Origin of the sequence: Pseudomonas sp. PDM27, assembly GCF_019219205.1 — a bacterium.
Lineage (GTDB): Bacteria > Pseudomonadota > Gammaproteobacteria > Pseudomonadales > Pseudomonadaceae > Aquipseudomonas > Aquipseudomonas laurylsulfatiphila.
In genome coordinates, this window is record NZ_JAHUWF010000001.1 from 1079398 (window position 1) to 1100413 (window position 21016).

At 60.8% G+C, this 21016-nt stretch carries 17 protein-coding genes; 11 read left to right on the forward strand and 6 right to left on the reverse strand.

All coding sequences use genetic code 11. The annotated features are described in order from the left end of the window. Positions 1 to 613: 613 nt before the first annotated feature. Positions 614 to 2308, reverse strand: a complete 1695-nt coding sequence (locus KW838_RS04820) for an AMP-binding protein (protein ID WP_218500558.1) — start codon at positions 2306 to 2308, stop codon at positions 614 to 616. A gap of 205 nt (positions 2309 to 2513) precedes the next feature. Between KW838_RS04820 and KW838_RS04825 the strand changes: the two genes are divergently transcribed. The 4 genes from KW838_RS04825 (at position 2514) to KW838_RS04840 (ending at position 8279) form a co-directional block, all read left to right on the forward strand. Beyond that, positions 2514 to 3677, forward strand: coding sequence for an isovaleryl-CoA dehydrogenase (locus tag KW838_RS04825; protein WP_102674656.1), 1164 nt, complete (start codon positions 2514 to 2516; stop codon positions 3675 to 3677). A 97-nt stretch (positions 3678 to 3774) separates the two neighbouring features. Further along, on the forward strand, positions 3775 to 5379 hold the full coding sequence (locus KW838_RS04830) for a carboxyl transferase domain-containing protein (protein WP_102700652.1): 1605 nt from the start codon (positions 3775 to 3777) through the stop codon (positions 5377 to 5379). A gap of 132 nt (positions 5380 to 5511) precedes the next feature. Next, positions 5512 to 6324: a gamma-carboxygeranoyl-CoA hydratase gene (locus tag KW838_RS04835; protein ID WP_102700651.1), complete on the forward strand. Its 813-nt coding sequence runs from the start codon at positions 5512 to 5514 to the stop codon at positions 6322 to 6324. After that, the gene (locus tag KW838_RS04840) at positions 6324 to 8279 is read left to right on the forward strand and encodes an acetyl/propionyl/methylcrotonyl-CoA carboxylase subunit alpha (RefSeq protein ID WP_218500559.1); all 1956 of its coding nucleotides are present in this window, start codon (positions 6324 to 6326) and stop codon (positions 8277 to 8279) included. Before KW838_RS04835 ends, KW838_RS04840 begins: the two co-directional genes overlap by 1 nt. A gap of 39 nt (positions 8280 to 8318) precedes the next feature. Here the strand turns inward: KW838_RS04840 and KW838_RS04845 are convergent, their stop codons facing one another. Beyond that, positions 8319 to 8966 (reverse strand): LexA family transcriptional regulator, encoded by a 648-nt coding sequence (locus tag KW838_RS04845; protein WP_102700649.1) that lies wholly within the window; start codon positions 8964 to 8966, stop codon positions 8319 to 8321. Positions 8967 to 9095: 129 nt separating this feature from the next. On the opposite strand from KW838_RS04845, the gene KW838_RS04850 reads away from it, so the two are divergent. Continuing rightward, positions 9096 to 9437, forward strand: coding sequence for a DUF6124 family protein (locus tag KW838_RS04850; RefSeq protein ID WP_007981011.1), 342 nt, complete (start codon positions 9096 to 9098; stop codon positions 9435 to 9437). Between the two features lie 486 nt (positions 9438 to 9923). Then, positions 9924 to 11075, forward strand: coding sequence for a M14-type cytosolic carboxypeptidase (locus tag KW838_RS04855; protein WP_102700648.1), 1152 nt, complete (start codon positions 9924 to 9926; stop codon positions 11073 to 11075). Positions 11076 to 11191: 116 nt separating this feature from the next. Here KW838_RS04855 and KW838_RS04860 read toward each other — a convergent pair whose 3' ends face one another. Both KW838_RS04860 and KW838_RS04865 read right to left on the reverse strand, forming a co-directional pair. Beyond that, positions 11192 to 11737: a cytochrome b gene (locus KW838_RS04860; protein WP_007976988.1), complete on the reverse strand. Its 546-nt coding sequence runs from the start codon at positions 11735 to 11737 to the stop codon at positions 11192 to 11194. Then, positions 11734 to 12819: a catalase family peroxidase gene (locus KW838_RS04865; protein WP_218500560.1), complete on the reverse strand. Its 1086-nt coding sequence runs from the start codon at positions 12817 to 12819 to the stop codon at positions 11734 to 11736. The genes KW838_RS04860 and KW838_RS04865 overlap by 4 nt, the downstream gene beginning before the upstream one ends. Positions 12820 to 12982: 163 nt before the next feature. Between KW838_RS04865 and KW838_RS04870 the strand changes: the two genes are divergently transcribed. The 4 genes from KW838_RS04870 (at position 12983) to KW838_RS04885 (ending at position 17050) form a co-directional block, all read left to right on the forward strand. Beyond that, on the forward strand, positions 12983 to 13489 hold the full coding sequence (locus KW838_RS04870; RefSeq protein ID WP_102700646.1) for a sigma-70 family RNA polymerase sigma factor: 507 nt from the start codon (positions 12983 to 12985) through the stop codon (positions 13487 to 13489). Next, positions 13486 to 14238 carry an anti-sigma factor gene (locus tag KW838_RS04875; protein ID WP_218500561.1) on the forward strand — a complete coding sequence of 251 codons (753 nt, stop codon included), beginning with the start codon at positions 13486 to 13488 and terminating at the stop codon, positions 14236 to 14238. The genes KW838_RS04870 and KW838_RS04875 overlap by 4 nt, the downstream gene beginning before the upstream one ends. Positions 14239 to 14408: 170 nt before the next feature. Further along, complete coding sequence (gene zapE / locus KW838_RS04880) at positions 14409 to 15533, forward strand: cell division protein ZapE (RefSeq protein WP_218500562.1); 1125 nt, start codon at positions 14409 to 14411, stop codon at positions 15531 to 15533. 203 nt (positions 15534 to 15736) lie between these two features. Further along, complete coding sequence (locus KW838_RS04885) at positions 15737 to 17050, forward strand: leucine-rich repeat-containing protein kinase family protein (RefSeq protein ID WP_218500563.1); 1314 nt, start codon at positions 15737 to 15739, stop codon at positions 17048 to 17050. Between the two features lie 119 nt (positions 17051 to 17169). Here KW838_RS04885 and KW838_RS04890 read toward each other — a convergent pair whose 3' ends face one another. After that, positions 17170 to 17874, reverse strand: a complete 705-nt coding sequence (locus tag KW838_RS04890) for a YebC/PmpR family DNA-binding transcriptional regulator (protein WP_056854673.1) — start codon at positions 17872 to 17874, stop codon at positions 17170 to 17172. A gap of 225 nt (positions 17875 to 18099) precedes the next feature. Between KW838_RS04890 and KW838_RS04895 the strand changes: the two genes are divergently transcribed. Then, positions 18100 to 19509, forward strand: a complete 1410-nt coding sequence (locus tag KW838_RS04895) for a type VI secretion system Vgr family protein (RefSeq protein ID WP_218500564.1) — start codon at positions 18100 to 18102, stop codon at positions 19507 to 19509. A 67-nt stretch (positions 19510 to 19576) separates the two neighbouring features. Here the strand turns inward: KW838_RS04895 and KW838_RS04900 are convergent, their stop codons facing one another. Continuing rightward, positions 19577 to 20902 carry an MFS transporter gene (locus KW838_RS04900; RefSeq protein WP_218500565.1) on the reverse strand — a complete coding sequence of 442 codons (1326 nt, stop codon included), beginning with the start codon at positions 20900 to 20902 and terminating at the stop codon, positions 19577 to 19579. Positions 20903 to 21016 lie beyond the last annotated feature (114 nt).

Sequence of the window (21016 nt, forward strand, 5' to 3'; positions counted from 1 at the left end):
AGACTCAAACGTGGGCACAAGCGAGTAACACGGAAACAAAATGTAGGGTTTTGCCTGAGTCGAAAAACCCTACAAAATCGCAAAGCGTTGATTTTAAAGGCTTTTATAAAGTTGGCACGGCTCCTGCTATATCTATCGCATAACAAGAATAAAAAAATTGCGGCAACCCTAATAAAAACAAGACGTAACGACTCTGACATAACAAAAACAACACGGCAGAGACGCAGCTAACAGATTTTTTTGGAGAAGATGTGCTTTTCAGGGTGCTTTTCGAAGTGACCCGCGGCCAGACAGAGAATAATAAAACTACCTTCAGGTAGCTCCCGTACTGGTTGGATCGCTCAGCGAAAAAGCAGATCAGCGCTCAAAAAAATACGTTTGCTCTTGATCCCGGATGGGGATCGCCAAAAACAGCGGTAAAGGGCAACGGTTGCCAAAAACAAAAACAGACCGACCCTCAATAATAAAAAAAGAGCACGCGCAACGACAAATTAAAGGGGAGCTTCGGCTCCCCTTTGTGCTGTCTGGCATTCAGGTTTCCCACATACATCTGTAGGAGCTGGCGCAGCCTGCGATCTCTTGAAAATCAAAAGATCGCAGCCTTCGGCAGCTCCTACAGCTTCGCTTTGAGCTCCTCGATACTGATCTCGCGCATCCGGAATTTCTGGATCTTGCCGGTCACCGTCATCGGAAACTCTTCCACGAACTTGAAGTAACGCGGCGTCTTGAAGTGCGCGATGCGCTCCTTGCACCAGGCTTGCAGCTCTTGTTCGGTAGCGCTGTGGCCGGGGTGGAACTTGATCCAGGCGACGATCTCCTCGCCGTAGCGCGAGCATGGAATGCCGATCACCTGAACATCCGCAACGGCCGGATGCGTGAAGAAAAACTCTTCCAGCTCCCGCGGGTAAATATTCTCACCGCCACGGATGATCATGTCCTTGTTGCGCCCGGCAATACACACGTACCCCTCATCGTTCATGCTCGCCAGATCACCGGTGTGCATCCAGCCTGCCTGATCGATGGCTTCCGCGGTGCCTTCGGGGTTGTTCCAGTAACCCAGCATCACGCTGTAACCACGAGTACACAGCTCACCGATGGTACCCCGTGGCACCAGGTTGCCCGCTTCGTCGATGATCTTGCTTTCAAGCTGCGGCTGGGTGCGGCCGACGGTGGTCACGCGCAATTCCAGATCGTCTGCAGGACCGGTCTGCAATGACACCGGACTGGTTTCCGTCATGCCGTAGGCAATCTGCACTTCACTCATGTGCAGGTCGCTGATGACCCGGCGCATCACTTCGATAGGACAGGTCGCGCCTGCCATGATCCCGGTGCGCAGGCTCGACAGATCGAATTCGGCACGTTGAGGTTGATCGAGCATGGCGATGAACATGGTCGGCACGCCGTACAGAGCCGTGGCTTTTTCGTCAGCCACAGTGCCGAGGGTCAGCAACGGATCGAACGCGTCGTTCGGATAGATCATCGTGCTGCCATGGGTGATGCAGCCGAGGTTGCCCATGACCATGCCGAAGCAGTGATACAAGGGCACCGGGATCACCAGGCGATCGGTCGCCGTCAGGCCCAGGCTTTCGCCGACCATGTAACCGTTGTTGAGAATGTTGTAGTGACTGAGGGTCGCGCCCTTGGGGAAACCGGTGGTGCCAGAGGTGTACTGGATATTCACCGGCTGATCGAAATGCAGGCTGTTCTGGCGCTCATGCAGTTGCTCGACTGTCACGCTGTCCGCCAGATCGGCCAGTTGCGACCATGGCAGGAACCCCGACGGTGGTTGGGCATCCAGGCTGACAACGCCACGCAACTGCGGCAATCGCTCGCTCTGCAGTTTGCCGATGGATTGCTCGGCCAGCTCGGGCACCAGGCCTTGCAGCATCGCGTGATAGTTCGACGTCTTGAAGGCGCCGGCGCACACCAGCCATTGGCAGCCGGATTGCTTGAGTACGTATTCGAGCTCGGAACTGCGATACGCCGGATTGATATTGACCAGGATCACGCCGATTTTCGCGGTGGCAATCTGGCTGATGCACCACTGCGCACAGTTCGGCGCCCAGATACCAAGGCGGTCCCCGGCTTGCAGCCCCAGCGCCAGAAGTGCCCTGGCGTGCAGGTCCGCAGCCTCGGCCAACTGTCGCCAGGTGTAACGCAGCTGTTGATGGCGCACCACCAGCGCCTCCCCGTCCGGGTACTGCGCGACCGTGTTGTCAAACGCCTGGCCGATGGTCATCGCCAGCAAGGCTTTGTCCTGGGAACCACGGGTGTAACTGCGTTGCGGGCTTGCACTGGGTTGATCCATGACGACCCCTATTGTCTTTATTTATGGGCTACCGGCGGCCCCACAGGATGGGTCCGCGTTCTATCTTGAACTGGCTCTACTCTCGCTCAAGTTGACGTTAACGTAAAGGGTGATTGACAGCCATTCGTCACAGGCTTACGTTAACGTAAAGGTGAGAACCGAATCACGGCCCTCCCCACCCGACAAAAAAGCCAAAAGGTGCCCCATGAGCTATCCATCCCTGAACTTTGCCCTCGGTGAAACCATCGACATGCTGCGCGATCAGGTTCAGTCCTTTGTCGCCAAGGAGATCGCCCCGCGCGCCGCTCAGATCGACATCGACAACCTGTTCCCCGCCGACCTGTGGCGCAAATTCGGCGACATGGGCCTGCTGGGCATTACCGTGCCGGAAGAGTACGGCGGCGCTGGCCTGGGTTACCTGGCCCACGTGGTCGCGATGGAAGAAATCAGCCGTGGCTCGGCCTCGGTGGCCCTGTCCTATGGCGCTCACTCCAACCTCTGCGTCAACCAGATCAACCGCAACGGCAACCATGAACAGAAATCCAAATACCTGCCGAAGCTGATCAGCGGCGAGCACATCGGCGCGCTGGCCATGAGTGAGCCGAATGCCGGTTCCGACGTGGTCTCGATGAAACTGCGCGCCGACAAGCGTGGCGACCACTATGTGCTCAACGGCAGCAAGACCTGGATCACCAACGGTCCGGACGCCAACACCTACGTGATCTATGCCAAGACCGACCTGGAAAAGGGCCCCCACGGCATCACCGCGTTCATCGTCGAGCGCGACTGGAAAGGCTTCAGCCGCAGCAACAAGTTCGACAAGCTCGGCATGCGCGGTTCGAACACCTGCGAGCTGTTCTTCGATGACGTCGAAGTGCCGGAAGAAAACATCCTCGGCGTACTCAACGGCGGCGTGAAAGTGCTGATGAGCGGCCTCGACTACGAGCGCGTCGTCCTTTCAGGTGGCCCGACCGGCATCATGCAGGCGTGCATGGACCTGATCGTGCCGTACATCCACGACCGCAAGCAGTTCGGCCAAAGCATCGGCGAATTCCAGCTGATCCAGGGCAAGGTCGCCGACATGTACACCCAGCTCAACGCCAGCCGCGCCTACCTGTACGCCGTGGCCCAGGCTTGCGAGCGCGGCGAAACCACGCGCAAGGACGCCGCCGGCGTGATCCTCTACAGCGCCGAACGCGCCACGCAAATGGCCCTCGACGCGATCCAGATTCTCGGTGGCAACGGCTACATCAATGAATTCCCGGCCGGCCGTCTGTTGCGTGACGCCAAGCTGTACGAAATCGGCGCCGGTACCAGTGAGATCCGTCGCATGCTGATCGGTCGCGAACTGTTTAACGAGACGAAATGAATTTCGTCAGCTGCAAGCGGCAAGCTTCAAGCGACAAGCAGAAGCGTTCCTCTTGCAGCTTGAAGCTTGCCGCTTAAAGCTGCTTACGGAGTAAGCCATGATTCTGCATACCCAGCTCAACCCTCGTTCAGCGGAGTTCGCCACCAACAGTGCGGCGATGCTCAAGCAGGTCGACGCGTTGCACACCCTGCTCGCCCAAGTGGCGCAAGGTGGCGGCCCGAAGGCTCAGGAACGCCACACCTCGCGGGGCAAACTGCTGCCTCGCGAGCGCATCAACCGTTTGCTCGATCCGGGTTCGCCGTTTCTGGAAATCAGCCAACTGGCGGCGTATGAGGTGTATGGCGAAGACGTCCCCGCTGCGGGCGTGATTGCCGGGATCGGTCGTGTGGAAGGCGTCGAATGCATGATCGTCGCCAACGACGCCACGGTAAAAGGTGGCTCGTATTACCCGCTGACCGTGAAAAAGCACCTGCGCGCCCAGACCATTGCCCAGCAGAACCGTCTGCCGTGCATCTACCTGGTGGACTCCGGCGGCGCCAACCTGCCGCGCCAGGATGAAGTGTTCCCCGACCGTGAGCACTTCGGCCGGATCTTCTTCAACCAGGCCAACATGAGCGCCATGGGCATTCCGCAGATTGCCGTGGTCATGGGTTCCTGCACCGCTGGTGGCGCCTACGTGCCAGCGATGGCCGACGAAGCGATCATGGTCCGCGAGCAAGCGACGATCTTCCTCGCCGGCCCGCCGCTGGTGAAGGCCGCGACCGGTGAAGTGGTCAGCGCCGAAGACCTCGGCGGGGCCGATGTGCACTGCAAGATTTCCGGGGTGGCCGACCACTACGCCGAGAGCGATGAACACGCGCTGGCGCTGGCGCGCCGCAGCGTGGCCAACCTCAACTGGCGCAAGCAAGGCGAGGTTCAGCAACGCACGCCGATCGCCCCGCTCTACAGCAGCGACGAGTTGTACGGCGTGGTGCCGGCCGATGCCAAGCAGCCGTTCGACGTGCGTGAAGTCATCGCGCGTCTGGTGGACGGGTCGGTGTTCGACGAGTTCAAGGCGCTGTTCGGGACCACGCTGGTCTGCGGTTTTGCTTACCTGCACGGTTACCCGATCGCTATCCTCGCCAATAACGGCATTCTTTTCGCCGAAGCGGCGCAGAAAGGCGCGCACTTCATTGAACTGGCGTGCCAGCGCGGCATTCCGTTGTTGTTCCTGCAAAACATCACCGGCTTCATGGTCGGCCAGAAATACGAAGCCGGCGGTATTGCCAAGCACGGCGCGAAACTGGTGACGGCGGTGGCTTGCGCCAAGGTGCCGAAGTTCACGGTGATCATCGGCGGCAGCTTCGGTGCCGGCAACTACGGCATGTGCGGTCGCGCCTACGATCCGCGCTTCTTGTGGATGTGGCCAAACGCACGCATCGGTGTGATGGGCGCCGAACAGGCGGCCGGTGTGCTGGTGCAGGTCAAGCGCGAACAGGCCGAACGCAGCGGCCATGGTTTCAGTGCCGAGCAGGAAGCCGAGATCAAGCAACCGATCCTCGACCAGTACGAAGAGCAGGGTCACCCCTACTATTCCAGCGCGCGCCTGTGGGACGACGGTGTCATCGATCCGGCCCAGACCCGTGACGTACTGGCCCTGGCCTTGTCCGCGTCGTTGAACGCGCCAATCGAACCGAGCCGCTTCGGTGTGTTCCGGATGTGATTTTTTTGTTGTAGGAGCGAGCTTGCTCGCGATGGACGTTAACGATAACGCGTGTTTTCTGGAAAAGCGCGCCGCCCTGTAGCCCATCGCGAGCAAGCTCGCTCCTACACAAGAGCCGTGGAGACGGACACTATGAGCGACTTCAACACCCTCGAACTGCTGAGCGATCCAAGGGGTTTTGCGACTCTCTGGCTCAGCCGTGAAGAAAAGAACAACGCCTTCAACGCCGAAATGATCCGCGAACTGATCATCGCCCTCGACAAAGTCGCGAGCGATGCCAGCCTGCGTTTCCTGATCCTGCGCGGCCGTGGCAAGCATTTCAGCGCCGGCGCCGACCTTGCCTGGATGCAGCAATCGGCCGAACTCGATTACGCCACCAACCTCGATGACGCCCGGGAACTGGCGGAATTGATGTACAACCTGGCCAAACTGAAAGTGCCGACCCTGGCTGTGGTGCAAGGCGCAGCCTTCGGCGGAGCGCTGGGCCTGATCAGTTGCTGTGACATGGCCATCGGTGCCGATGACGCGCAGTTCTGCCTGTCGGAAGTGCGCATCGGCCTGGCACCCGCGGTGATCAGCCCATTCGTGGTGCAAGCCATCGGCGAGCGCGCGACCCGGCGTTATGCCCTGACGGCCGAGCGCTTTGGCGGACAACGGGCACGGGAAATCGGCCTGTTGTCGGAGAGCTATGCCAGTGCCGAGCTGGAGCAGAAAGTCGAGCAGTGGATCGACAACCTGCTGCTCAACAGCCCGGCCGCGATGCGCGCCAGCAAGGATCTGTTGCGCGAAGTCGGCGACGGCTCATTGACCCCGGCATTGCGCCGCTACACCGAAAACGCCATCGCCCGCATCCGCGTCAGCCCCGAAGGGCAGGAAGGCCTGCGTGCCTTCCTGCAAAAACGTCCGCCGAGCTGGCAAGCCGAAACCACCAAGGAGCCCCGTTGATGAGCGCACCTGTCCTCACCACCCTGCTGGTGGCCAACCGTGGCGAAATCGCTTGCCGGGTGATGCGCACCGCCAAGGCCCTGGGCCTGACGACCGTGGCCGTGCACAGTGCCACCGACCGTGACGCCCGGCACAGCCGCGAAGCCGACATTCGCGTTGACCTGGGTGGCAGCAAAGCCGCCGACAGTTATCTGCAGATCGACAAACTGATCGCCGCCGCCAAGGCCAGCGGCGCCCAGGCGATTCACCCCGGCTATGGTTTTCTGTCGGAGAACGCCGGATTCGCCCGCGCCATCGAAAACGCCGGTCTGATTTTCCTCGGCCCACCGGCCTCGGCCATCGACGCCATGGGCAGCAAGTCCGCGGCCAAAGCCCTGATGGAAACCGCCGGCGTGCCACTGGTGCCTGGTTATCACGGCGAAGCCCAGGACCTGGAAACCTTCCGCGCCGCCTGCGAACGCATCGGCTACCCGGTGCTGCTCAAGGCCACCGCGGGCGGCGGCGGTAAGGGCATGAAAGTGGTCGAGGACGTCAGCCAACTGGCCGAAGCCCTGGCCTCGGCCCAGCGCGAGGCGCAATCGTCGTTCGGCGATTCGCGGATGCTGGTGGAGAAATACCTGCTCAAGCCACGTCACGTGGAAATCCAGGTGTTCGCCGACCAACACGGCAACTGCCTGTACCTCAATGAGCGTGACTGCTCGATTCAGCGCCGGCACCAGAAGGTCGTCGAAGAAGCCCCGGCACCGGGCCTGAGTCCGGAACTGCGGCGCGCCATGGGTGAAGCGGCTGTGCGCTCGGCGCAGGCCATCGGCTACGTCGGTGCCGGCACCGTTGAGTTTTTGCTGGATGCCCGCGGCGAATTCTTCTTCATGGAGATGAACACCCGCCTGCAAGTCGAACACCCGGTCACCGAAGCCATCACCGGTCTCGACCTGGTAGCCTGGCAGATTCGTGTGGCGCGCGGCGAAGCGTTGCCGATGACTCAGGATCAGGTGCCGCTGGTGGGCCACGCGATCGAAGTGCGGCTGTACGCCGAAGATCCGGGCAATGATTTCCTGCCGGCGACCGGTCGCCTGGAGTTGTATCGCGAATCCACCCCGGGGCCTGGGCGCCGGGTGGACAGCGGCGTTGAAGAAGGCGATGAGATCTCGCCGTTCTACGACCCGATGCTCGGCAAGCTGATTGCCTGGGGCGAGGATCGTGAACAGGCACGGTTGCGCTTGCTGAGCATGCTCGACGAGTTCGCCATCGGCGGGTTGAAGACCAACATCAATTTCCTGCGGCGCATCATCGGTCATCCAGCGTTCGCCGCTGCCGAACTCGATACCGGCTTCATTCCGCGCTATCAGGAACAGTTGCTGCCGGCGCCAGCGGAACTCGGCGATGAGTTCTGGCAAGCCGCCGCCCAGGCATTTGCCCAGAGCCAGCCGCACGCAACCCGTGCCGATGACCCGAGTTCACCGTGGGCGGCGCCTTCTGGTCTGCGTGCCGGTTTGCCGAGAGAAATCACTCTGCACTTGAGTTGTGAAGGCCAGGACCGCGCGCTGACGCTGGGCGATATCAATGCCCACAGCGCCCGACTCAAGGGGGAGCATCTGTTGACCGAGCAGGCTGGCGTGCGCCGTCAACACCGCGCGATACGCCGTGGCGAGCATGTGTATTTGCAGTGGGATGGCGAATTGCACCGCATCGAGGCCTACGACCCGATCAGCGCCGTCGAGGCCAGCCACAGCCATCAGGGCGGGCTGACCGCACCGATGAACGGCAGCATCGTCCGCGTGCTGGTGGAGGCCGGGCAATCGGTCGAGGCCGGGGCGCAGTTGGTGGTACTTGAAGCGATGAAAATGGAGCACAGCATTCGCGCCCCCCATGCCGGGGTGATCAAGGCGCTGTATTGCCAGGAAGGCGAGATGGTCAGTGAAGGCAGTGCGCTGGTCGAACTGGAAGAAGCGTGAAATGAAGATCGGTCCTACGCATTGCCAGGACCGATCTGATCAGAACCTGGCTGTTGCCTGAACCACCACGCCGATGATTCGACATTCGTCGGCGTACAAGGCTTTCGGATACGTCGGATTGAGCGGGACCAGATAACGCTGACCGCCCTCTTCGATCAGCTTGCGAAACGTGGCTTCGGCGCTGTCCGGCCACTGGGCAATGACCAGTTTGCCAGGCACGGCTTCCACGGCCGGGTCCACCAGAATCAACATGCCTTCCGGGATGCTGATGCCATTGGGTGCGGTCATCGCATCGCCTGCCACTCTCAACCAGAATGCCGGCCCCCGGGCGTGGTAATCGGACAGTTCATAGCGCTCCTTGCCGTACACCGGGACCTCGCCGTCGCGCACTTCGGCAGGCTCGTGCCAGTCACTGATCGGGTAGCGAAAGTACGGGTTGTACTTGTGGGCCAGGGGGACTTCGTCGTCCGTTGATGCCTGCGGTTCCCGGATCACCAGCGCCACTTCGAGAAACTCGAGGCCCAGCGCCTGCAACACACGGTTCATGTCTTCGATGCCCGGCTCACGACGTTTGTTGAGCCAGTGGCCAATGCCGCCCTGGGACATCCCGAGGCGCTCGGCGAGTATCTCTTGAGTGATTTTGAGTTCACTCATTTTGGCCTTGACCAATTCAATCCATTTATCCATGTGCGGCACGATACGTGGGCGACTCCGACCATCAAAACACAAATTGTAGTATTTAAATCCTCGTCACAAATACAGTTCGTATTAGGATCGAATCACGGATCTGAATCTAACACGGAGCTTGCCATCGCCATGAACCCACCCGCCAATGATCTGCCGGACGTGCAAATCGACACTACCCTCACCTCATCCCTGGACTCGGCGGCGGCACAACGCGCGCTGGACTATTACTTGAAACCTGCCGTTTCGGAGGAAGTGGCCGAGTCGCGTTTTTTTGATGTGAACCGCAACATCAGCGGCGAAGAGGCGCTGGTCCATGCTTTGGACCTGTTGCGCTGTGCTGCCGCCACTGCGTACGAATCAGCCAGTCACCTGCAAGGCGTAAACCGTGACCTGGCGTTTTCGACGGTGCACATGATCGACATGGCCAAGGCGATGGTCGATCGCTCGCTGGAAAAGTATGAAAATGCTTGAGGTGAGAAGGCAAATCGAGAGGACAGGAAAGAATTTTCCTGTCGCGCAGATAAAAACGCTTGACCCGTAAACGAGAATGATTATTATTGCATCAACTGGTCGCGAGATCAGTCGATGAACCAGGTGACCTTAGGTCGGTCTCCTGGACTATCTCCTCATCAGGCTAATCACGGTTTTTGACCCGGCTTTTTGCCGGGTCTTTTTTTTGCCAGTTTTTTCTGGCTTTGGCTTCAGGCTAATGAAGTCTTTGGGTGCCGCAAATTCGATGGCGCGGATGATATCAAAAGAATTCCAGTTGGCAAGAGAAGCCCGGCATCATTGGTTCAAACCAGCGACAGATAGCACTTGAGAATCAATCGCATAGCTTCTAAGCTGCGTCGGCGTCAAGGAGGACGCCCCCACCCCTGCAACCCGCAATTTCCCTCGGTTTCACCCCTCTCTTGCGTGTAAAGTAGCCGCGATAAAAATCATATTCAGGACCCGATTATGACCGTGGCCAAATCCTCTTTCGACATCAGTGCCAACTTCGACAGCGGCAACATCCAAGTCATCGACATCAGCGATCCGCTCAAACCGCTTCTGGCCATTCGCCCGGACACCCGCAGTGCCCATTTCCAGTGGTTCCACTTCAAGGCCAGCGGCCTGCATGTCGGCCAGGAGCACTGGTTTCGCCTGAACAATGCCAGCCAGTCCTCCTATAACAAGGCCTGGACCGGCTATCAGGCGGTGGCCTCCTACGATCACGTCAACTGGTTCCGCGTACCCACCATTTTCGAAGGCGATTGCCTGCGTTTCAGCCTCGAAGCCGAGCAGACCCACGCCTGGTTCGCCTACTTCGAACCCTACAGCCGTGGCCGTCACGACTGGCTGATCGAGCAGGCGCTGAGCAAGGCCGGTACCGAACTGCTGGCCACCGGCAAAAGCGTCGAAGGCCGTGACATCCAGTTGTTGCGCAAAGGCACCGGGGCCGAAGGTCGACGCAAGGTGTGGATGATTGCCCAGCAGCATCCGGGCGAGCACATGGCCGAGTGGTTCATGGAAGGCGTGATCGAACGCCTGGAAAAACACGACGACCCTGTGCTGAACAAACTGCTGGCCAGCGCCGACCTGTACCTGGTGCCGAACATGAACCCGGATGGTGCCTTCCACGGCCACCTGCGCACCAACGCCATGGGCCAGGACCTCAATCGTGCCTGGCAGAGCGCCAGCCAGGAAATCAGCCCGGAGGTCCTGTTCGTTCAGCAGCAGATGGAAAAGTACGGCGTCGATATGTTTCTCGACGTCCATGGTGACGAGGAAATCCCTCACGTGTTCACCGCCGGCTGCGAAGGCAATCCAGGCTACACGCCACGGATCGAAAAGCTCGAGGAGCACTTCCGCAGTCATCTGAAGCACACCACCAAGGACTTCCAGACCAAGTACGGCTATACCCGCGACGAACCGGGCCAGGCCAACATGACGCTGGCCTGCAACAGCGTCGGCCAGAAGTACGACTGCCTGTCGCTGACCCTGGAAATGCCGTTCAAGGATCATGACGACCATCCGAATCCGTTGACGGGCTGGTCGGGCAAGCGGTCGAAGCAGTTGGGCAAGGATGTGCTAACCACGCTCGCCGATATGGTCGATACCTTGCGCTGATCACCCTTCAAGATCAAAAGATCGTCCGAACGCGGCCCGAGCCTGCGGCAGCTCCTACAGGAATCGGCGTACCTCTGTAGGAGCTGCCGCAGGCTGCGATCTTTTTCAGGCGGTGATTAACCGCGATCCTTACCCCGCAACATACTGTCCAGCACCTCATCACGCCGCACCCAACCGTGAAACAACGCCGCCGCCAGATGCAGCAACACGGTCAGAAACAGCAGGTACGCCAGATACCCGTGCGCCTTGCGCAAAAACGCAAACAGCTGCGCATTCGCCGACACAATCGACGGCAGCTGCAACGAACTGCTGAGCATCACCGGTTCGCCCGACGCCGAAATCATCGCCCAGCCCAGCAGCGGCAAGACCAGCATCAGTGCATACAACAAGACGTGCGAAGCCTTGGCCGCCAGCGCTTGCCAACCCGGCAGGTCCGCTGGCAGCGGAGGCTGCGTGGTAGAGAAACGCACCACCAGACGCACAATCACCAACAGCAAAATCGCGACCCCCAAGGGTTTGTGCAAATGGATCAGCCATTCATGCCGCTCGGACACCGAGGCGACCATGCCGGCACCGATAAACAGCATGGCGATGATCATCAGCGCCATCAGCCAGTGCAGCAGGCGCGCCAGCGGGGCGAAGTGGTTCGGTTGGGTGCTCATTGCTGGACCTCCTGCTTGGCGGCGGGCAACTGGCTGACTTCGCTGGTGCGACGCAGGTAGGAATTGGCGTAACCGGCTGAACGGGCGGCGAGCAACGGGTCGTCGGAACCTTCGATCCCGGCAGGCAACACCAGTGGATCGTAATTGATGTCACGGCATTCGCCGTTGAGTTGCGGCTGAGTCTTTTCAAGCACCAGAGTGCCAGCGTTCAACACCTTGCGTCCTTCGGGCCAGGCCTTGCTGGCGTCGTTCACCGGATCGCCGGGGTTAGCCAGGGTGATGTTCAGTTGCCAGCGCAACGGACCTGCGGCGATTCGCTGGACCAGGTCTTTCTCCAGGAAATCACTGCCCTCAGCTGCCGTGGCCCCTGGTGCGTCCTGGGCCAGGGGCACCATGTTCCAGCGCACAGCCTGGCGCTGACCCGCCGCGTTGACCAGATAGAACGCATTGACGCTGTTGTAGTTTTCGGTCACGTAACTGGCCGACGGCTTGGCGGTTTTGATCCAGGCCAGGAAGGGCGCCGCTTCCGGGTGCGAAGCAAAGAATGCGGGCACCGCCTTCGGGTCCGGCTTGCCGGTGGCCGGATCTGGCGACTGGGCTTTTTGCAATTGATAGAACGCCTCGGGCGTGCCCACCGGGAACACCGGCATGCTGTTCATCCCGGTGCGCCACTGCTGGCCGTTGGCCTGAGTGAAGCGCAAGGCCATGCTGCGGATCGGCACGGCACTGTCCGGCGCGTAGGGGTTACCGGCCGGCAAGGCGAAACGCCCGACCACCGGCGTCTGCGCCTCATTGAACACCTGAGCGGTGGAATAGCTGCGCGCCTCACCGCTGCTTTCGAAATGTCCGATCACACACACGCCTTTGGAATGGTTGCGGCGGAAACCCGGGTGCACGCCGTTGTTGGTTTCCAGCACGTTGATCAGTTTCTTCGGGGTCAGGCGTTGTGGGTCGAAGGTGCCGTTGACGTAGGCAAATGCCCCGGCCAGTGCGGCAACGACCACGGCAATGCCAGCCAGACGCAACGTCAGGCTCCCTGCACTCAAGGGTGGCCGGGTGGGCGGTGATGATCGATCTACCATGAAAGACTCCAGGGCCATCGGCCACAAGTGAGAAGAATCAAGCAGACGAACCGCACACAGGTTTATTCCCACGCGCGGTATTTATTTTTTCTGACGTGGAATAACCTCGAATACCGAGCGTCTTCCTGGTCCATTGTCCAGCGTAGTGACTAGTCAGGACTTCATGAACGATATCGACGAACAACTCAGAGAAATCATTCCCGGATTGCGACGGTTCGCCGTATCGCTGACGCGCAACCCGAGCAGCGCTGACGACCTGGTGCAGGCGAGCCTGGAGCGGGCGCTGTCGAGGTGGGCTGGCAAACGCGCCGAGGGCGACTTGCGCGCCTGGCTGTTCTCGATTCTGTATCGGCAGTTTCTCGATGCGCACCGCCGCTCCCGGCGCTACGCGCGCATGCTCGACTTTTTTACCGGGCGTGACGATGCCCAGCCCTCGGTGGAGCGCACGGTCATTGCCCAATCGACCCTCAATGCCTTCGATCAACTGCCCACCGAACAACGCGCGCTGCTGCTCTGGGTCTCGGTAGAAGGCTTGAGTTACAAAGAGGTCGCCGAGATTCTCGACGTCCCCACCGGCACCGTGATGTCCCGCCTGTCCCGGGCTCGCCAGGCCCTGCGCCAACTCAGCGATGGCGAAATCAACCGCCCATCCCTGCGGAGACTCAAATGATCAGCATGCCCCCCAGCGAGCGAGACCTGCACGCCTACGTCGACCACCAACTGAGCGACGCCGACCGGCGCCTGGTGGAGACTTTCCTGGCCAGCAACCCGCAGGTGGCGGCGCAAGTGCGCGCCTGGCAGCAGGATGCGCAGACACTGCGCGCGGTCTTGAGTGGCGCCTTCCAACAACCGTCGAACCCGAACCTGGATCCGGCGGTGATACGCCAGCGCCTCAAACGCCAATCCCGTCGACACCTGGCCAGCGCCGCGGTATTGCTCATCGCGGTCAGCGTCGGCGGTTTCAGCGGTTGGCAAGCGCGGGAGATGACACTCGCGAGCCCCCAGCTTCCAATGACCGATGCCCTGCAGGCGTATCGCCTGATTGCCCAGCAAGGCATCCTGCCCGCGGATTACAAGGCCGGCGACGACGGTGACATGCAAGGTTGGCTCGACCGCTACTTCACCCGGGCCAATCGCCTGCCCGACCTCTCGGGTGCCGGGTTCAAGCCGGCCAGCGGGCGTTTGCTGAGTACCGAGCAAGGCCCGGCAGCGATGGTGGTCTACGAGAATCAGGGCGGGCAGAAAATCAGTTTCTATGTGCGCCCGCCAGGACCGAAAAACTTCCTGCTGCCCCGTGGCAGCCGTAGCGATGGAGACCTGCAGGCCGAGTACTGGTCGGGTGGTGGCTACAACTATGCGATGGTCAGCCCGGCGGACACAGCGGCAGCGCAGATGCTCAAGCAGACCACTCAGTTCTGATCCCCCTCTGTGGGAGCAAGCTCGCTCCCACAGGGTTTGCGGTGCTCCCTTAGAACCCGGTTACGGTGGCTCGGAATATTCCGACACAGCTGGAGGCAAATTCCCTCATCTGGTTACACTATGCCGCCGCAGCTCGGGGAGCCTGCCCGCACACCAGAGGTGACATCTCAGTGGCCGTTTCACCGCCCAATCGTTCGCGAATCAAATCGCGCTGGCAATCGTTGCGTCGCCTTCTCGGTAAGGCACCGGCTGCCGGCAGCGCCGAGGCAAGCGAGGTTATCCACGACTACTTTCGTCACCAGGCCCATTCCCGGGGCTACACCCTCAGTCACAGCCAGCAACGCGTGATCGACTGTATGGCCCGACATGCTTGTCTGTTGATGGGCACTTCGACGCAAACCCTTCCGGGCCTTTACCTGCATGGCGCCGTAGGGCGCGGCAAGAGCTGGCTGCTCGACGGTTTTTTCCGCGCCGTTCCCCTTGCGCAAAAACAACGCCTGCACTTCCATCAGTTTTTCGCCCAACTGCACCAGGGCATGTTCGAGCATCGCGATCATCCCGACGCCCTGGCGATCACCCTGGATGCCCTGCTCAGCGATTGCAGGGTGCTGTGTTTCGATGAGTTCCATGTGCACGACATCGGCGATGCGATGCTCATCACCCGCTTGTTCAAGGCACTGTTCCAGCGTGGCATCCTGTTGCTGGTCACCTCCAACTACCCGCCCGCAGGCCTGTTGCCCAATCCGCTGTACCACGCCCGCTTCAAACCGGTGATCGACTTGATCAATGCGCGCATGCAGGTAATGGAAGTCGGCGGGCCGCACGATTATCGCAGCCAGGTCCGCAGCCACGCGCAACAGCTGTTCACCCAAGGCCGTTATGTGTGGCCGGCCAGCGCGGTGCAGCGGCGTTCATTGAATCTGCCGGATCGTGAGCTCCCACCTGTTTGCTTGCCAGTGGGCACCCGGCATTTCCAGGCACGCCTGTGCGAAGGGCGCAGCATCGGTTTTACCTTCGCCGACCTGTGCGACCAACCCACGGCCGTGATGGACTACCTGGAGCTGTGTCGCCATTTCGACCGCTGGATCATCGATGACCTGCCGCCGCTCGGTGAGTGCTCGATTGCCGCCCAGCAACGTTTCATCAACCTCATCGACGTGCTCTACGATCAGGACAAGCACTTGACGCTGCTCGGGCAGCACGCCTTGCGCGAAAGCCTGGACGGTGACGCCATTGACCTGGCACGCACCCGCAGTCGACTGGGGCAACTGGTTGAAGTCAGCGAGCCAGTTTGATCGATATCTTTTTGTTGCATTGACTGACCCCTTCGCGAGCAGGCTCGCTCCCACAGTTGACCGAATTGCCCGGGCGGGAGTGATCCAATGTGGGAGCGAGCCTGCTCGCGAAAGCGGCCTGACAGGCGCCACATCTTTCCCGCTATCATGTCGCCCCTTTCCAGGGCCACGCGTCCTCCCCTTGGCTAATGGCGAATCTGTTCATGCATACCCTTGCTCAATTGCGTGCCGGCGAGTTGTCAGGCATCACGCGGCTGGATCTGGTCGACGACCTCACGGAATTCCCTCGGGAAATTTTCGATCTGGCGGACTCGCTGGAAGTACTCAACCTCAGCGGTAATGCCTTGAGCGCCCTGCCGGATGACTTGCATCGCCTGAACCGTCTGCGCGTGCTGTTCTGCTCCGATAACCGCTTCACCGAGTTGCCGGCCTGCCTGGGCCAATGCACCGCACTGACGATGATCGGCTTCAAGGCCAACCGCATCGCCCATGTGCCCGCTGCGGCACTGCCCCCGCTGCTGCGCTGGCTGATCCTGACCGACAACTGCATCGAGACGCTGCCGAGTGAGTTGGGAGAGCGCCCATATCTGCAAAAGCTCATGCTCGCCGGCAACCGATTGCACGCGCTGCCGGAGTCGTTGCGTCAGTGCCATCGGCTGGAGCTGATCCGCATCGCCGCCAACCAGTTGACCGAGTTGCCGCAATGGTTGCTGGAATTGCCGAGCCTGACCTGGCTGGCATACGCCGGTAACCCGCTGGAAACCGAAGCCGACGCCGCGGCCCTCGACGCGACACCGTGCATTGACTGGTCGGCATTGCGCCTGGAAAAAAAGCTCGGCGAAGGGGCGTCCGGGGTGATTCATCAGGCCGTCTGGCAACCGGCTGACCAGCCGCCCATGGCCGTTGCGGTGAAGCTCTACAAGGGCGAAATGACCAGCGATGGTTCACCGCTGCACGAGATGAACGCCTGCATCACCGCCGGCCTGCACCCGAACCTGATCCGCGTCGAAGGGCGGATTATCGATCACCCGCAGCAAACCGCCGGGCTGGTGATGCAACTGATCGCACCGTGTTACCGCAACCTCGCCGGACTGCCGAGCCTGGCGTCGTGCAGCCGTGACATCTACCCCGACGACTTGCGCTTCAGTGCGACCGTGGCGCTGCGCATTGCCTCGGGCATTGCCTCGGTGGCCGAACACCTGCACAGCCATGGCATCACCCACGGCGACCTCTACGGGCACAATATCCTGTGGAATGAGCAGGGAGATTGCTTGCTGGGGGACTTTGGCGCGGCCTCGTTCCACGGGATTTCCGACAGCCTTGAAAGCCGTGCCTTGCAGCGGATCGAGGTGCGGGCGTTTGGGGTGTTGCTGGGGGAGTTGCTGGCGCGGATCGACTCGGGGTTGAGCGATGATCGGCGTGGGGTGCTGGAAGATCTGGAGCGGCGTTGCTGTCAGCCGCAGGTGCTGGCGCGGCCGGGGTTTAGCGAAGTCGTGGAGCAACTGAAAAATCTGTGACCGCTGCGCGGTCATTCGCGAGCAAGCCCGCTCCCACAGGGACAGCGCTAAACCTGTGGGAGCGAGCTTGCTCGCGATGACGGTCTGACAGACAACAGAACCGTCATTGACACAAAGACTTAACCCGCCAACCCGACAAACATGTCCTGCACGTCGTCATGGTTATCGAGGCCTTCGAGGAAGGCTTCCACTTCCGCCATCTGCTCGTCGCTCAGGCCGCTGACCGGGTTTTTCGGCTGGTAGCCCAGTTTGGCCGACAGCACGGTGAAGCCTTGTTCCGGCAGGGCTTTCTGTACCGCGTCGAGGTCGGTCGGTTCGGTCAGGAACAGGGTTGCACCCTCTTCACCCGGTTCGAAATCCTGCGCACCGGCTTCGATGGCGGCCATTTCCGGGTCGGCGTCCGGGGTGTCCGGCGACGCTTCGATCATGCCGACATGGTTGAAGTCCCAGGCTACCGAACCGGAAGCGCCCAGTTGGCCCTTGCGGAACGCCACGCGGATCTCGGCAACGGTGCGGTTGATGTTGTCGGTCACGCACTCGACGATCAACGGCACCTGATGCGGGGCGAACCCTTCATAAGTCACGCGATGGTACTGCACGGTCTCGCCCAAGAGGCCCGCGCCCTTCTTGATGGCGCGATCCAGTGTTTCCTTGGGCATCGAAGCTTTCTTGGCCTGTTCAACCACCAGACGCAAGTGTGCGTTGGTAGCAGTATCAGCGCCGTTGCGCGCAGCGATGGTGATTTCCTTCACCAGTTTGCCGAAGATCTTGCCCTTGGCATTGGCTGCCGCTTCTTTGTGTTTAACCTTCCACTGTGCGCCCATTTCTCACTCTCTTATCTGTGGCATCTGTGGCGCCGAGACATCTATTGGCCGACGCTTTGCACAAGTTTATACGGCCTAAAGTTGGCAATCGACCAAAAAATCCCGACTGGCATCGACATCTTCACCAGCGGTTGTAGGGCGATTCGGAAATGTCGCTTTACCGTGCCCGCAATGCGCCGGGGTTTCGTACGCTTTGCACCCTACTTCACGGCGGTAGCGTGTTAGATGCACAACGACAAGGAAAGTCCCACCACCCTGACGCTTCTCGATGACGACCTGAGTTTCCAGGTGGTCCGGTTCAGCGGTCATGACGCACTCAACCAGCCCTATCGATTCGACATCGAGGTTATCGGGCTGGCACCGGCCCTGAACCTTGAGCGATTGCTGCACCAGCCGGCGTTTCTCGAGTTTGGCCACGACCAAGGCATACATGGCGTGCTGCACAGCGCCGGGTGTGAACATCGAAGCGCACACCGGGTCGCTTACAAACTGGTGCTGGTGTCCCGTCTCCAGGCGCTGGAGCAGCGACGCCGCCGACGGGTTTTCCAGCGCGCCAGCGTGCCCATGATCCTGCACCAACTGCTCGAGGAACATGGGTTGCCCGCCAGCAGCTATCGCTTTGAACTGGCAACCGGGCACTATCCCGTGCGACCTTTTTGCATTCAGTACGAAGAAACCGATCTGGCGTTGTTGCACCGACTGTGCGAGGAAGAAGGCATCCACTACCACTTCGAGCATCAACGCGACGGCCATGTGCTGGTATTGGCCGATGACAGCCTGAGTTTCCCCCAGGAGCCACTGCTCATGTCGCTGCGCAGCGACGCAGTCGACGATCACGAACCCGTGATCAGCGAACTGTTCCAGCGCCATGATGCCTCGCTCCCCCCTGTGCGCCCAGGTGCGAGCAATCCTGGTGCAGCGGACATCAGCGACGGCGCAGCCAATCACTCGTTCACCACGGCCAGACCGGTTCTCGCTCGCGAACAACAACATCGCGACCAGCTCAGCCGGCGACAACTGGAACGCCTGCGGTGCCGGCACCTGCAGATCCACGGTCAAAGCAACCTGGGCGCATTACGCAGCGGACGGATCGTGCAGGTGGCCGGGCATCCGTTGGCGAGTTTCAATGATCAATGGCTGGTGACCGAAACAAGCCATCAGGGGGGGCAGCCATCAATTCTGCTCGACGACTCAGCGGGCATGGCCCTGGGTTACCGCAATCAATTCAGCGCCATCCCCTGGTCGACGGTGTTCAGGCCCGCGCTTAAACAACCCAGGCCGAGCATTCCCGGGTATCAGCCCGGCCAAGTGTGCGGCCCGGTCGGACAGCCGCCGACAGTGGACGAGGATGGCCGGATTCGGGTGAACCTCTGGCCCGCCACAGATTCCGCCACAGAGTCGTTGCCCAGCGGCCTGTGGTTGCCCTTGGCGCTGACCACCGCCGAAGACTGGATCGATCCCTCCCGCTTGCCCGTGGCGGGCAGTGAGGTACAGGTGATTTTCCTCGACAGTGACCCGGATCGCCCGGTGCTCTGTACGGCGCTGGGCCCTCGGCCACGACCTCTGAACCCACAGTCCCGTGAACCCCGGGGCGATACCCGCCTGCTGTTCGACTGGCTGCTCCACCGTCCATGAGCATGATCGCGGTCCACAGCCCGGTGTCACCGCCGCCGATGTACACATCGGCGGCGAGGGACAGGATTCAGGTACGCAGGGGTTTGATGTTCATCGCCCGGTTGGGTACGCAGGGATGGTTGGTTTTCAGGCCGTTGGGGCGGCTGTTCCAGTGCGGGATCAGCACCAGCGCCGAGAACAGCGCGCAGCCGGCGAAGACAATGAACACGGTGACCGAGTCGAAGTAACCCGGCAGCAATCCGCCGAGCACCGCCCCGACGGAACCGCAACCGTTGACGAACCCGGCCGCCGTCGCACCGGCCTTGGCCGTGCCGAAATCGATCGCCGCCGCGCCGCTGATCATCGAGTCCGGCCCGTAGAGGGTCAGGCCCATGACGAACAAGAGCGCCACCACCAGGACTACACTGCCGGTATGCAGGGCGCCCATGAACAATGCCAGGGTCACGGTGAGTGCCAACAGACTGAGTACGCAAGCCGGCATGCGCCGGGCGCCGAACAGTTTGTCCGAGGCCAGGCCGATCATGATCGGCCCGAGCAACCCGGCCAGTTCGAACGAGGTCGGAATGATCGCCGCACCGACCTTGCCCACCGAAGGCATCTGTTCGAAGACGATCACCGGTCCCCACAGCAGAATCGCGTAGCGCGCCGGTTTCAGCATGAAGTACGCCAGCCCCAGCACCAGCACCGTGCGGTTGCGCAGGATTTCCTTGAGTGGCACCCAGATACTGATTTTGCTTTGGGCAAGGGTTTCTTCAGCGGTCAGCTCTGGCTCCGGCTCCACTGCCGGCAAGCCGACGTCTTCAGGTTTGTTGCGCTGGAAAATAAAAAACAGCACGGCGACCAGCCCAACCACCGCCGCACTGGAAATGAACGCCGCATGCCAGGTGCCGATGAGCGTATACGCCCACCAGCCGGCAAACGGCGAGGCCACGAGCCCGCCAAAGGCGTAGCAGGAACTCCACAGGCCCAATACCCGACCGCGCTGTTCGGAGGGAAAGAAACTGCCCAGGTTCTTGCACAATCCCGACCAGCCGGTGGACTGCGCCAGGCCTTGTATCAGCATGCAGGTAGCAAAAATCGGTAACGTTGCGAAATTGCCCATCACCAGCGCCGCACCCGCGGAAATCAGCAACCCGCCGAGCACCACCACCCGCGGCCCGAAGCGGTCGGCCAGGATGCCCCAGGTGAACTGGCCGACGGCGTAGGCCGTCAGGTAGATGGCATCGAGGTTGGCCATGGCCATTTTGTCGAGCATGAAGGTCGGGTCTTCGGCGATGCCGAGTTTGGCCACCGAGAAGGCTTTGCGCGTGAAGTAGAAAGCGGCGTAGGCGAGCCAGGTGATCGCGAAGATCTGCACGCGCCAACGCTTGATGGTGCCGATGTGCTTGTTCATTGTGGTTCTGACCTCAGGGTGTGAGTGTGCCGGCAGAATTGGAAGCAAACGCCTGTTTTTTTATTGTTGAGCACTGCGATATCGCCCCGTCCCTACGGCGGATACCGGTCAGAT